Origin of the sequence: Escherichia sp. WS547, from assembly GCF_046486065.1 — a bacterium.
In the GTDB taxonomy this organism is placed as follows: domain Bacteria; phylum Pseudomonadota; class Gammaproteobacteria; order Enterobacterales; family Enterobacteriaceae; genus Escherichia; species Escherichia coli.
Genome location: NZ_JBJQMA010000004.1, coordinates 130,088 through 144,629, shown reverse-complemented (window position 1 = coordinate 144,629; position 14,542 = coordinate 130,088). Strand labels below are relative to the sequence as shown.

The 14,542-nt window shown below is 53.3% G+C and carries 9 protein-coding genes; all 9 read right to left on the bottom strand.

Annotated features, from left to right (window positions below; genetic code table 11):
- Positions 1–18: 18 nt before the first annotated feature.
- The 9 genes from recD to thyA all read right to left on the bottom strand — a co-directional run bounded on the left by recD (position 19) and on the right by thyA (position 14,541).
- A complete protein-coding gene (gene recD / locus ACJHWK_RS05720) occupies positions 19–1,845 on the bottom strand; it encodes an exodeoxyribonuclease V subunit alpha (RefSeq protein ID WP_000775943.1) in 1,827 nt (608 codons plus the stop codon).
- Positions 1,845–5,387 carry an exodeoxyribonuclease V subunit beta gene (gene recB, locus ACJHWK_RS05715; protein WP_001521185.1) on the bottom strand — a complete coding sequence of 1,181 codons (3,543 nt, stop codon included), beginning with the start codon at positions 5,385–5,387 and terminating at the stop codon, positions 1,845–1,847. Before recB ends, recD begins: the two co-directional genes overlap by 1 nt.
- Positions 5,380–8,268, bottom strand: coding sequence for a pitrilysin (ptrA, locus tag ACJHWK_RS05710; protein WP_021523235.1), 2,889 nt, complete (start codon positions 8,266–8,268; stop codon positions 5,380–5,382). The genes recB and ptrA overlap by 8 nt, the downstream gene beginning before the upstream one ends.
- 175 nt (positions 8,269–8,443) lie before the next feature.
- The gene (gene recC, locus ACJHWK_RS05705) at positions 8,444–11,812 is read right to left on the bottom strand and encodes an exodeoxyribonuclease V subunit gamma (RefSeq protein ID WP_001521187.1); all 3,369 of its coding nucleotides are present in this window, start codon (positions 11,810–11,812) and stop codon (positions 8,444–8,446) included.
- Between the two features lie 12 nt (positions 11,813–11,824).
- Positions 11,825–12,148, bottom strand: coding sequence for a prepilin-type N-terminal cleavage/methylation domain-containing protein (locus ACJHWK_RS05700; protein WP_001276460.1), 324 nt, complete (start codon positions 12,146–12,148; stop codon positions 11,825–11,827).
- A complete protein-coding gene (locus tag ACJHWK_RS05695; RefSeq protein ID WP_001521188.1) occupies positions 12,133–12,540 on the bottom strand; it encodes a DUF2509 family protein in 408 nt (135 codons plus the stop codon). Before ACJHWK_RS05695 ends, ACJHWK_RS05700 begins: the two co-directional genes overlap by 16 nt.
- A complete protein-coding gene (locus ACJHWK_RS05690) occupies positions 12,537–13,100 on the bottom strand; it encodes a prepilin peptidase-dependent protein (RefSeq protein WP_001521189.1) in 564 nt (187 codons plus the stop codon). The genes ACJHWK_RS05695 and ACJHWK_RS05690 overlap by 4 nt, the downstream gene beginning before the upstream one ends.
- Positions 13,091–13,561 carry a prepilin peptidase-dependent protein gene (locus tag ACJHWK_RS05685; protein WP_000857051.1) on the bottom strand — a complete coding sequence of 157 codons (471 nt, stop codon included), beginning with the start codon at positions 13,559–13,561 and terminating at the stop codon, positions 13,091–13,093. The genes ACJHWK_RS05690 and ACJHWK_RS05685 overlap by 10 nt, the downstream gene beginning before the upstream one ends.
- A gap of 185 nt (positions 13,562–13,746) precedes the next feature.
- Positions 13,747–14,541: a thymidylate synthase gene (thyA, locus tag ACJHWK_RS05680; RefSeq protein ID WP_000816232.1), complete on the bottom strand. Its 795-nt coding sequence runs from the start codon at positions 14,539–14,541 to the stop codon at positions 13,747–13,749.
- Position 14,542 lies beyond the last annotated feature (1 nt).

The following is a 14,542-nucleotide window of genomic DNA, read 5'->3' as shown; positions in this document are numbered from 1 at the left end:
CGCATCCGGCAATTACGTTTATTCCCGTGAACTAAACAACGCCGCCAGACCACTGCGCCGCTCAGTACGAGTGGCGATTGCCGCACTTAATATGCGCTCATCGGCATACAGCGACAGACGGCGACGCGCGCGGGTCACCGCGGTGTAAACCAGCTCTCGTGTTACTACCGGCGTGCGTTGGCTCGGTAAAATCAACGCCGCATGGTCGAACTCCGATCCCTGCGATTTATGTACCGTCATCGCCCACGTAGTTTCGTGCTCTGGCAGGCGACTCGGTTGCACAGACTTAATATTGCCGTCCGGCATCGCAAACCAAACGCGCGTCCCCTGTCCGCGATCCAGAGCGATACCGATATCGCCATTAAACAACCCAAGCGCGCTGTCATTACGGGCAATCATCACCGGTCGGCCTTCGTACCAACGAGAGTGCGGATTACGATGAATTTTGCGCTTCTGTTGCATAAACTGCTCAATTCGCTCATTCAGTCCAGCCACGCCAAACGGCCCTTCCCGCAGGGCGCACAAAAGCTGGTACTCATTGAACGCCTGAATGATTAAATCCGGCTCGGCACGCGCTTGCAGCAGATCCAGATAACGTCCGTAACCCGCAAGAGCTTCCTCAAGCATCGCAATATAATCTTCGCCGCTCTGTAAAAGCCGTTTTTCGATATCAGAAAAATCCTGCTGAAAAACGGTTTTCACTGCCGTTTTATCACCACGGTTGATCGCCGCAGCTAACTGACCAATGCCAGAATCACTGCCGAAACGATAGCTTTTTTGCAGCAGGCAGAGACTGTCGCGCAAAGATGCCGCTTCTGTGCCAGTTCCTGCCGGAACGTGAGTTCCCGTCAGGCGGCTCAACTGCCCGGCACGCTCGGCGGTAAAGCCCGCGTTGGCATAAGCGCAGATATCGCCCAGCACAGCCCCAGCCTCAACCGAGGCCAGTTGATCACGATCGCCGAGAAAGATCACTCGCGCATGATCGGGCAAGGCGTCGATCAGTCTCGACATCATAGGCAGATCGATCATTGACGCTTCATCTACCACCAGCACATCAAGATGCAGCGGGTTACCGGCATGATGACGTAAACGCTGGCTACCCGGCTGCGCACCCAGCAATCGGTGCAAAGTACTGGCATCTTCCGGAATGCGTTTCTTTTGTTCATCGGTCAGCGGTAACTGTCGCAAAGCCTTGCCGAGAGATTCGGTTAAGCGCGCGGCAGCTTTACCCGTTGGTGCAGCCAGACGGATACGGCAGCGTTCTCCGTCGGCCATTTGAATTAAGGCTGCCAGCAACTTCGCTACGGTGGTCGTTTTACCGGTGCCAGGACCGCCGGAAATCACCGAAATCCGCCGCGTCAGCGCCACTGCCGCCGCAACTTTTTGCCAGTTAATTTCATCGCTTACTGGAAAAAGTTTGTCCAGGGTTTGCGCCAGTAGAGCTTCATCAACCTCAATGGCATGATTCACTTCGTTGAAAAAGCGTGCCACTGTGCGCTCGTTACACCACATGCGATTCAAATAAAGACGATCGCCACAGAGGATCATCGGCGTTGGTTCATCTCCCCGGCTTACCGCTTGTGAAGCCAGCAAGCATTCTTCCCAATTTTGTAACTCACCGATTTCACTGACACAGGTCGCCAACAGCGGATGCGACGCCTCGTTATTTTCCAGTCGTGAGAGCGGTAAACAGACATGCCCTTCCCCGGCGTCGTGGCTTAACAGGGCTGCCGCGAGGGTGACGGCAGGATGTTCATCTCCCGCCACGGTCAGGGCAAACTGCACGTCCAGCGGGCGTAGCTGTTTGTGCTCCACAGCTTCCAGTAATTGCTTTTGCAATTTCATTACGCCTCCTCCAGGGTCATACCGGCAAACATCTCATCCATCAAGTCAATCAACCCGGCGTTGGGTCGGGTTGTGTAAATCCCTTGTTGCGGATGTTCTTTATCAACGCCACGCAGGAACAGATAGATAACGCCGCCAAAGTGACGATCATAGTCGTAATCAGCAATGCGATGGCGCAAATAACGATGCAACGCCAGGGTATAAAGCTGATATTGCAGATCATAGCGGTGTGCCTGCATCGCCGCTGCCATAGCCTGTTGGGTGTAAGCCGAACTGTCTTCACCCAGCCAGTTGGATTTATAGTCGAGCAGGTAATAACGCCCTTCATGACGAAATACCAGGTCGATAAAGCCTTTTAACATGCCGCGTACCTGCATGAACTCCAGCGGCGGGCAGCCAGCGGATAGCGGATCAAACTGGCGAATTAGTGCATCAAGCTGGCTGGCGATGAGCGGTTCACTAATCGGCAGGTAAAACTCCATCTCCACCTGTTTATCGCGGGCGGAAAGCTGACTCAGGCTAACACCCGTTTCATTGAGAGGTGCCTGGAGAACAGCCGTGATCCACTCGGTCAACACTGGTTCCCACTGCGATTCAAAGCCGCCGAGTTCCAGTTTTTCCTGTACCCAGTTCGGGTCAACCGGCTGGGTAAAATCGAGGTCTTCAAACAAACTGTGCAAGAATGTCCCTGGTGACGCACCGCGCGGGAACTGATGCGGTGTTAACGTCGGTTCTTCAACGACGCTGACCACGCCTGCGGCATCAACATCCAGCCGTGGCATCAAATCCTGAGCGATACCGTGACCACGCTGCTGCAAACCGGAGTAGCTGGTGACACGCCAGTTATCGCCGGGCAATCGTTGTAGCGTCCTCGCATTCAGTTCTGCAGTTAAAACATCATTAACCTGCCAGGGCTGGTTATCACCAGTTTGTGCCGTTTGCCAGGCAATATCATCATCGCATAAAGCTTCAATACAGGTGCGAAGCCCTGCCGCATCTTGCGGTTCCCCTTTTTGTAGCAAACGCCCGAGCGCACTTTGGTGGACGTCGGTGTCACCTTTTTTATCGCCACGACGGCGCACCAGCGGTGCAACGCCGAGACTGCAATGCCAAACCGAACGCGTCAGCGCCACGTAAAGCAAACGCAGATCTTCCGCCAGACGTTCGGCCTCCGCGAGATCGACACTTTCTGGCGCAGCGTTAAGATCCAGAACAGCCTCAAACGAGTGGCGATCGTGATAGAACGCCTGATCCTGGACGCGGAAATTGGTAATAAATGGCAACCAGACCAGCGGATATTCCAGCCCTTTTGATTTATGGATCGTGACAATCTGCACCAGATGTTTATCACTTTCGAGGCGCATTTGTTGGCTGGAGGCATTACTGTCTGGCTCGAGGATATGTTGCGATAACCAGCGTACCAGCGCATGTTCACTTTCCAGCTGCGTTCCGGCTTCTTGTAGCAGTTCGCTGATATGCAAGATATCGGTAAGACGCCGCTCACCGCCTGCCGTTGCCAGCAAGTTTTCTGCAATCTTACGCGCCGACATCAGCGCCCGCAGCATCGGCATAACGCCACGTTTGCGCCAGATTTGCCGATAACCATCGAACTCTTCGACTACCGCATCCCACGCATGTTCGTCATTGTTCAGCGTTTCGATATCCAGCGCGTTCAGCCCCATCATTGACGTTGCCAGCGCACTACGCAGGGTGTTCTCACGTTCGGGCGTCATCACCGCCTGCAACAACCAAAGCATTTCCTGCGCTTCCAGAGTTTCAAAAACACTGTCGCGGTTCGAAAGGTAAACGGAAGGGATTTCCAGCAACGTTAAGGCGTCGCGCACCTGGGCGGCCTCCTGGCGGCTGCGCACCAGCACACTGATGTCCGAAGCACGCACCGGACGCGCGTCGTCGCCGTTCATCAGCAACGCTTCGCCCCGCTGTCCGGCTTGTAGCCAGTCGCGGATTTGCGCAGCACATACCTGCGCCATAGTACTTTGATAGTCGCCAACGCCGCAGCTTTCGCCTTCCATCAGCCACATTTTCATCGCAGGCTGCGTTTCACCTTTAAATACAAAACGTAACGCCTGATTTTTCCCGGCTGATTTCACTGGAATAAACGGTATTTCGCGAAACATGAACGCGTCATCAGTCTGGCTGAAAAGCTTATTCACGCTGTTCACCATTCCTGGTGCGGAACGCCAGTTGGTGTCTAAAGTGTAGTGGGCGTGAACTTCGCTACGCGCCTTCATATAAGTGAAGATATCCGCACCCCGGAATGCATATATGGCCTGTTTCGGGTCGCCAATCAGCAACAATGCGGTTTCCGGCTGATGGTGCCAGATACGGCGAAAAATTCGGTACTGCTGGGGGTCGGTATCCTGAAATTCATCGATCATTGCCACCGGGAATCGCGTACGGATCGCCGCTGCCAACACCTTTCCGCTTTCGCTACGCAGCGCGGAATCGAGCCGACTTAACATGTCATCAAAACCCAATTCGCCACGGCGGCGTTTTTCACGCGCTACTGTTTCGCGGATCTCAGCCAATGCGCGGGTTATCACCAGATCACGGATCGACAATGGTTCTGCAAGCAGTTGATCGATCGCCTCAAACAGTGGATGTCGCGGGGTTTCCCCCCCGGCTTTCGTGCGATCTTCTAAGAAACGCTGAGAGAATTTTTCCAGCGACTCCGGTAACTGATAACTGTTGGTCTCTTCTTCTGCCCAGGCGCTGATCTTCTCGATCCATTTAGCCTGATTGCTACGGTTAAACTTGCGTCGATCAATACCAGAAGATTCGATCAGCGCATCCAGTTCACCCACTGCGTCGCGCCACTGCTGTTTTACGGCGTCGATACGCGCCACAATTTGCGCGTGGCGGGAAGCCAGCGTTTCATCATCGGGCGGCGGTGCTTTGATAACCGGTGCTTCGCCTTGCAGATAACGATTAATATCGCGCAGCAACGCCTGCGGCCCTTTCCAGGTTTCAAAGACCACCTGGGCAATTTCACGCGGCAGCGGGTAGCAGTGGCGACGCCAGAAATCGGCGCAGGCCTGGTAGCGTAGCAGAGACTCATCTTCAATCAGCTGCTGCTCAAACAGCATGCCGGATTCAAAGGCATTCAGGTTGAGCATGCGCTGGCAAAAACCGTGAATAGTAAAGACTGCCGCTTCATCCATCTGCCGTTCGGCTAACAACAACCACTGCGCGGCTTGCGCTTTATCGTCGATCTCTTCCAGCAGGCGTTCGTACAGTGGATTGTCGGTGGTTTCACGCAGACAGGCGATGCGCAACTCGTGGATATTGCTACGGATACGACCGCGCAATTCTGCCGTGGCAGCCTCGGTAAAGGTGACCACCAGCAGTTCTTCAACGGTCAGCGGGCGGGGAAAGGCGGCGGAACCGCCTAGTCCAAGTAACAGGCGCAAATAGAGCGCCGCAATCGTAAAGGTTTTGCCTGTGCCGGCAGAGGCTTCAATCAGGCGCTCGCCCTGTAAGGGCAAGCGCAAAGGATCTAGTGTCTCAGCGACATCACTCATTCTTTTCACTCATCAAGGGCATTGTTTGCTGCAACGCGCTGACGTTCTCCCACACTTTCCAGCCTTCAGGATGCACATATTCGGCTTTCCCGTTCTGGCTGCCGGAAATCTGCGACAGAATAGCCATGCCTTGCGGCTCGACCACCGCCTGATGGAAGAAATCAGCAAGTTTTTGCGGCGTCAGCAGTTTTATCTGGGCCACGATTTTATCACGCGAATCGAAGCGCATATTGCCGCGATCGAAATCTTTACTTAACTTCGATGCTTCTTCGCCGAGCGTTTGCGGTGCCTGCAGCATCTGGGTTATTACCGCCTGCTGGATTTGCGCAAACTCTTCTGGCTTCATCGTCCGCAATTTTGCCTCTGCGGTTGGGAAAAACGCCTTGTAACGCTCCCACAAGAATGAAGGCTGTTTATCATTGCTTTGCAACAGGAAGCCCATGCCCCACTGACGCCCCACGCTCATTGGAAACGCAAACACGGCATAGCCCAACTGTTCTTCGGTACGCAACTGATTGTAGAACCACGGCTGTACGATCTGCCCCAACAGAGAGCTATAGGCTGAGCTGGTGTATTCATCGTAGCCAGTCGGTACAAATACCGCTGCCAGTGCGGAGTCGGTGCTGTTACCGGCTTTTTCAAAGATGACAGATTGTTTTTTATCGACCACGACATCTTTGTTACGACACCACTCCGAACCATCAGCGCCCAACTGTTTTTGCACATCGCGTGCCAGCGTTGTTGCCTGGGCTTCGGTCATGTTGCCAATAACCATAAACTCTGGTCGAGCCCCTGATTTTAAGGCGTCGCGATAGGCCAGCACCTCTTTCAAAGTGATTGAAGGCAAAATTTTGCGCCGTTCATCTCGCGAGAAGTACGGCACTTGCGAGAGCATCTGCGCGGGCATAATCGCCTGCTCGAACGCTTTGCCCTTTTCTGCGGAATCCATCATCTGGTTATACCAGGACTTCGCCTGCTCAAGCTGATCTTCCGTAGCGGTATAGCTAAAGTACCCCTCGAGCAATGCCTGGAACAGCTGCGGCAGGCGCTGGGTGTAACCATTGGCATTAACCATAAGGCCGTTGTTAGCGTTGGTGGAAAAACTTATGCCACCAACCGACGCCTGGTTGCTTAACTGATCAAGCGCCAGCCCTGCGAGATAATCATTGAGCGCAAACATCACCTGATTGCGGGCGCTGTCCATGGCTTTCGGATTACGCAAAATCAGGCTGACATCAGCTTTGGGTTCGCTGGAAAAATAACGGCTTGGCGCATACACCACACGCAGATTCGACTCATCAACAATCAGCTCTGGATGGTCATATTTCTTCTCTGACTTAATCAGCGAGAAATCGTCAGGAATATAAGGGTTAAGCTCTGGCAAAGAGAGCGCAATGTCGGCGGATTTTTTCTGCCAGTCGGCGAAAGTTTGTGCGCTGATTTTATCGACCTGATACGGCGCATCGACAAAGTAAGCCGTTTTGTTGTGCGGCTCTTTCGGGCTGATATACCAGATACGCGCATTCTGCGGCGTCATCATCGCCAGGCGTTCTTTTACTGCTTTAGCGTCGTACCGATCGGCAATATTGACTGCATCCAGCGTATGCTCAACAGGAACGCGAATCATGGTATCTGCCAGCCATTCGACGTAATCCATATCACGGGTGATTGACGGATAACGAAAGTCGATATCCAGCACATTCGCCAGTTCATCGAAGTATTGTTTATCAATCCCTTTTTCGCGTAACAGATTGAGGTAGCTAAAAATGGCCGCCACAACCTGATCGCGATTCGCCAGACCTTTATCGGTTAAAGACGCAGAGATCGCTAATACGCCGCTGTTGCCGTTGACGATAGGATCGGAATTGGCGCTAATGCCCTCAACTAATCCCTGCTTTTGCAGCCAGTCAGAAAGTGTACCTGGGCTGCGATTACCGATCAGATAGGTAATCAATTCATCCGTTTTACTACGGAACTTCGCTGAATTGTTATCGATGCGAAACTCAACGCGCAGAACTTTACGCGGCAGCGCCGGGACGTAATGAATGATAATGCCCTTTTGCGCGTCGGTGACTACCGGCACGGTGATTTCCGGTTTTTTGCTCTCTTTGTTCGGCACGCGACCAAAGGTGTCCGCCGCCATTTTTGCCAACTCCGGCAGCGGTTTATTGCTGTAAATAACCGCCTTCATCAGATTGGCGGAATAGTACTTCTCCTGGAAATCTTTCAGCGCCTGCTGTACCGGATTTCCGGGTTTGTCGCTTAAAGTTTCGAGGTTACCACCAGAAAACTTTGAACCGGGGTGTGCCGGGTTAATGGTTTCTGCGCTGACCTGTGCCATGCGCATCCCGTCACGCGTACGCGCCATGGTTAATTCGGCATTCACTGCATTACGTTCACGTTCGGCGTATTTCTTGTCGAGCAAGGGTTCTGCAATAGCGTCCGCCAGGCGGTCCACCGCACCGGGCAAGGCGTCGTTCTCAACTTCCAGATAGAAAGCCGTGCGATACGGTGCCGTGCTGGCATTGTGACTGCCGCCGTGCATTTTGAGATATTCGGCCAGACTGTCAGCCTGCGGGTACTTTTTCGACCCCATCAGACTCATATGTTCAAGGTAATGTGCCAGCCCCTGGTACGCCTCGGGATCTTCCAGCGACCCAACGGGCACTACCAGCGCCGAGAGCGATTTAACCGCCTGCGGATCAGAAACCAGCAAGACCACCATACCGTTATCCAGACGTATAGCCTGATACTGGCGGTTATCTTTATCACTTTTACGGATGGTTTCCTGAATCGGCTGCCATCCCGTTTCTGCCTGACTTAAGGGTGCCCAAAGGGCAACAAACAACAATAATGCTTTGAACCAGGTGCTGCTGGGCATTCACGGACCTCATAATCAACTTTATTTTCTGGCCAGATTCAACAGGTTAACGCAAATCATCTGCCAGAATTTAATCTTGTGCTGCACGAGTCAGCCTATGTCTATATATCCATCAGTCCGTGACTGGTGCGCATCATAAAGCAAGCAGATATATTGCGCAATTTTTATACAGCACTCATGACTGATTAAAGCGAAACAGCGGTAACAGGAAACGTTGCGACTGTTCAACGATGGCCTCCATTGTCTCTGGTGTTAATTGCCGCCAGAGCCGTTGATACCAGATATCATCACCTTCGCCACGCACCATCATGTTGCCTTCGTAAGCCTGAAGGAATTTCGTACGGGCTTTTTGTAACGTGGAATCGTCATCCAGCATGGCATCGTTTTGCGCGTCATAACAGGTTTTTAGCCACGCGCCGCCACTTTCAGGTAACACCAGCAATGGCGCGGACATTCCTTCACGATACCCCTCAATCAGTTGTGAGAGGTAATGCAAAGCCTGTTCGGCTGCAAGCGGCGGAAAACGCCACTCGCCGTCTTTGCGTAGAAAAAGGCGACTTTCACCATTACCACCGCTGGCACAGTAGACAAGGTGTTCCAGCCAAAGTTGCATTCCCTGCGCCACACTTAATAAAGAGGGACGCCAGCGCAACAGGCCATCCGGCTGCACCTGCGGCAACCAGCCAGTTATCTGCACACCGTTGCAGGCGAGATCAATTTCCATACTCTGCCCCGGCTGGCGACAGGCAATAACTCTGTCGGCAAGCTGCTGCATCTCCTGGCACTGTGTTTCCCAGAAAATTTCACCAAAAGCGCCATACGGTAAATCCCCTGCCGCCCGGAAGCGGCGGAACAAGCGTTCGGCATCATCCTGCTCAACCAGTGCATTCAATAACTGCTGATTGATTTGATAACGGCTAAGCCCTTCCAGAATAAATGGCTCGGTGTCGGGGATTTCGCTGTCTTCAGTACGGAAGTTCACCTGCAAACGCATCTGGAAGAACGCCCGTACCGGATGTGCCCAGAATCGTTGTAGCGTTTCCAGCGGCACGGTTTCCGGTAAGGTAAACGGCAGCGGCTGAACAAATTCAGAATGTGCTTTACCAGCCTGGCTGGCCGCAGGTAGCCATTCACGAGCATAGCTTTGTCGTTCGCCTGGCTGGTAGTTTTGCGGATCAAACGGCATCCGGGTATGGAGGCAAGTAAGATGCGCTTTTACCCTTGCCTCGCTTTCATCACAGTTGAGCGCTTCATCGCCCGGTAGATAATGGCTTTGCCCGATGTAGTCGATCAGTTCCTGCACCAGTACCGACGGGAAACGTTCACTGTTATCCTGAATAGAACGCCCGATATAGCTGATATAGAGTTTTTGCTGCGCGGAAATTAACGCTTCCAGGAACAGATAGCGGTCGTCATCGCGACGACTACGGTCGCCACGCTTCGGTTTCTGGCTCATCAGGTCAAAGCCCAATGGCGCAAGCTGGCGTGGATAAACGCCGTCGTTCATTCCCAGCAGGCAAACCACTTTGAATGGGATGGAACGCATTGGCATCAGAGTACAAATGTTAACCGGCCCGGCGAGAAAACGCTGGCTGATACGTTCCTGATCCAGGCGCTGTGCCAGTTCATCACGCAATAGTGACAGCGGCACCGCGTCGCCATACTGCGCACCTAAACCTTCGGCGATAATCGCCTGCCATTGTTGTTCGATCAGCGTCATCGCCGCTTCGGTTTCCGCATCCGGCAGGAAGAAGGCGTTGAGCATATCGCGACAAACCGGCAACCACTCTTCCAGCGGACGCTCCTGCGCCAGCCCGCGACGCCAGATGTTTAGCTGCATTAGCAGTGAAGCCAGATGCCCCACCAGTTCTGCAATTAAGCCGCTCGATTCATCATAAGGTAGAACCGATTGCCACTCGCCCTGCGCACTCTCCATCGCGTAGCCCAGCAACATGCGCGTCAGGCCAAACCGCCAGGTGTGTTGACCGGTAGCGGGGAGTTCCAGCTCGCGAACGTTGTCGTCATCTATCCCCCAACGAATGCCGGATTCGTTGACCCACTGGCGTAAATAACGCAGCCCTTCTTCGGTGATGTCAAACCGCGCCGCCAGCACCGGCACATCCAGTAATGCCAGAACGTCCTCCGACACAAAGCGGCTGTCTGGCAACGATAACAGGCTGATAAACGCTTCAAGTACAGGATGCGACTGCCGCGCCCGACGGTCGGAAATGGCGTAAGGTAGGTAACGATCCGCAGGTGCGCTACCAAACACTGCCTGAATAAACGGACTGTAGCTGTCGATGTCGGCCACCATCACGATGATGTCGCGCGGAGTCAATGTCGGGTCTTCCTCCAGCATTGCCAGCAGGCGATCGTGTAAAACTTCAACTTCACGCTGCGGGCTATGGCAAACGTGGAAGGTGATACTGTTATCCAGTGGATCAAGCAGGCGTTTGTTATCGCTACGGGAAAACTCTTCGATATTCACACCCGCAACAGCGCAGTTTTCAAGTTCCAGAATGTCAGACTGAATGTTATGCAGCAGGTTATCTGGCGTGACATCGACAAAGGCGTCCAGCTCCTGGCTGCCCTCCAGATCAGAAAGGAGATAAATGTAGTCGCGCCCAAGCTTGCCCCATGAGGCCAGCAGCGGGTTGCCGACATCCTGTTCACCATCGCTGTTAAAGAGCTGTCCGGCATTTTCGCTGTCGCGAAATAGCGGTAATTCGCGATCTTCAAAACTGTGTCGGCGCTGGCGAGTCAGCAGTTTCGCCAGATAAGCAGGATCTTTAATGTCGCCCCAGTAATAACGGCAGGGGTTGGTAAACAGGAGATGGATTTCAATATGTTTACCCAGCGCCTGTAGCGCCTGGAGATAAACAGGCGGTAACGCGGAAATACCGCATATAAAGACGCGCGAAGGTAGCCCCGGCGGGCAGGTCGTCGCGGACTCCAGCGTTTCGATAAAGCGCTGATAGAGATTGGCGCGGTGCCAGCGCGGTTGCCCGAGTTCATGGGTATATTCCACCAACGCCTTCCACAACGGCGCTTGCCAGGCCTGTGCTTCTCCCAGCCCTTCAACCAAATGTCCTGTTTCCCACTGTGCCAGCCAGTCCGGACGATAGACCAGATACTGGTCAAACAGGTCCGCCGCTTTTGAAGAAAGCTGGAACAGTTTTCGCTTGTCGCTATCGTCAGTCAGATAATGCCGCAACAGGGTAAAGTCTTCGCGCTCCAACAGTTGCGGCAGCAGAGTCATCAGTTTCCAGCTCATGCTCTGTTTGTTAAAGGCGCTCTCTTTGGGGATTTCCGGTAACACCCGGACGAACATATCCCAGATAAAGCTCGCTGGCAGCGGAAAATCAATGTTTGCCGCAATACCAAACTTTTGCGACAGGGTCATTTGCAGCCACTGCGCCATACCGGTACTTTGCACCAGAATCATTTCTGGTTCGAAAGGATCGTCCAGCCGTTCGCGTTCGACGATAAACTCCATCAACGCTTCCAGCACGTCCAGACGATTGGAATGGTAGACCCTTAACATAGCGGCTCCTGACTACTGACGATTCGGGCAATGCAGGCGGGTCATCTCGCCTTCTCTGCCCCCGGGTGAAACTAGCGTAACGCTGATGCTGACACATCCCGCCTGCGATGTCTGCATTCGGTTGACCTGCCAGTTGGCAGGTGGCGAAATCGCGCGCAGTTGCGTTTGCTGCCAGCCATGCCGCCAGAGCTGTTGGTACTGGTTTCTGCTGGCAAGACTGTTCATTAATGTTCGCTGGAAACCCGATAACGCAGTGACAATCATCACCATCAACACCATCGCCAACATTACCTCCGGCAGGCTAAAGCCTTGTTGATTCTTCAGGGAAGCTGACATAACGCCCTCTCTTTCAGCGGACAAAAATCGCTCCAGCCGCATGGCGAAAAAACAATGTTTCCATCGATGACTTCGCCTGTTCGCCACAACGAAACGCCTTCATAACCGGCAATCAATAAGGCTTCATTATCTACCAATAAACGCAGACAAACCCGGGCACCGGTGGCAGCGTACAGTAAGCACTGAACTGCGGGCTGCGTCTGCCAGGAGTGCATTTTTCCCCACTCCAGCGCCGACTGAACGATGGCCTGGCGGCGCAATGACTGACTTTCCATGCTCACGCGAGAAGCAAAACTGCGATCCTGTTGGCTCATTCCTTGTAATAGCAAGCTACCCAAAATCAGCAGCATCAGGACCAGAGCCAGTGACGAAACACCCTTTTCGCGGTTCACAGGTTGAATCCTGTCACGCTATAGCTGGCATCCACCACAGTTTGCGGATCAGCCTTGCTGGCAGCGTGCATATTAACCGTCAACACCGGCGAGAAACCACTGACATCCTGTCGGGTAACCTGAAAAGTGTCGATAATGATGGCATCCGGATTAGTGACTTTATCCCAGCCCTTACCTTCACAGGATGTCGCACCGCGTAGCGTTTCCAGCACATGCTCCTTCAGACGAAATCCAATCTGGTCGGACTCTTTTACCGGTTCGCGATCCCAGATACCGTTACTGTTCGCATCCCACTGCACAATGACACAGTCACCCTGTCCGACAATTTCCAGCCCTTCGCCGGTACAGCTGCCATGACAATAACCCGCCCTCTGGAGATGCTTCGCAACGGTAAATACCCGCAGCCAGATTTCATCTTCCAGCGCCAGCTTACGGGTGCTCGTTAAACTGTCACGCTGTAACGCAGGCAGAAAGCGTGCAGCCCCCAGCAACAATACGCTACTGATCGCCATAGCAATCAACACTTCCAGCAGAGAAAAACCTTGCTCTTTTACAGGCATCCTTCTGTTTCTCCTTGCTGACAAAGCCGGAGTCTTCCCCACGGCGAAACCACCAGCCACCACTCGCCCGTTGAGTTTTTGAAGCGAATATGCCCGGCCCATGCGGTATTGCGCAGGCCAAAGAAAGCAAGCGAAGGTGTCAGATCGCTCATTTCGACTTCGGGCCAGCGTGGCACAAAGACCAATGGTGAACTGCCATGACAGGTATTGGCCCCAGCAGCGGAACTCACAAGGCACCATAACGTCCCCTCCCTGATAACACTGATACTGTGGTCGCGGTTATGCCAGTTGGCATCTTCACGTAAATAGAGCAAATAGTCCCGCGCCTGGCTGGCGGTTTGCCAAAGCCGTTGCGACTGCTGCCAGTATTGCCAGCCATAGAGTCCACTTGCGCTTAGCATGACCAGAATCAGCATCGCGACCAGCGTTTCAATCAGCGTATAACCACGTTGTGTTTTCATGCCGGCAGTATGGAGCGAGGAGAAAAAAAGACGAGGGCCAGTTTCTATTTCTTCGGCGCATCTTCCGGACTATTTACGCCGTTGCAGGACGTTGCAAAATTTCGGGAAGGTGTCTCGAAGAATTTAACGGAGGGTAAAAAAAAACCGACGCACACTGGCGTCGGCTCTGGCAGGATGTTTCGTAATTAGATAGCCACCGGCGCTTTAATGCCCGGATGCGGATCGTAGCCTTCAATCTCAAAGTCTTCGAAACGGTAGTCGAAGATGGATTCGGGTTTACGTTTGATAATCAACTTCGGCAGCGGACGCGGTTCGCGGCTTAATTGCAGATGAGTTTGATCCATATGGTTGCTGTACAGGTGCGTATCGCCACCGGTCCAGACAAAATCACCCACTTCCAGATCGCACTGCTGCGCCATCATATGCACCAGTAACGCGTAGCTGGCAATGTTGAACGGCAGGCCGAGGAAGACGTCACAGGAGCGCTGATAAAGCTGGCAAGAGAGTTTGCCGTCTGCCACATAGAACTGGAAGAATGCATGGCACGGTGCCAGCGCCATTTTATCCAGTTCGCCTACGTTCCACGCTGAAACAATAATGCGGCGGGAATCCGGGTCGTTTTTCAGCTGGTTCAATACCGTAGTGATCTGGTCAATATGACGACCATCTGGCGTTGGCCAGGCGCGCCACTGTTTACCATACACTGGCCCGAGGTCGCCGTTTTCATCGGCCCATTCGTCCCAGATGGTGACATTGTTTTCGTGTAGATAAGCAATGTTAGTGTCGCCCTGCAGAAACCACAGCAGTTCATGGATGATGGAACGCAGGTGGCAACGTTTAGTTGTCACCAGCGGGAATCCATCCTGCAGGTTAAAACGCATCTGATGACCAAAAATGGAAAGCGTTCCGGTTCCGGTACGGTCGTTTTTCTGTGTGCCTTCGTCGAGCACTTTTTGCATCAGTTCTAAATACTGTTTCATG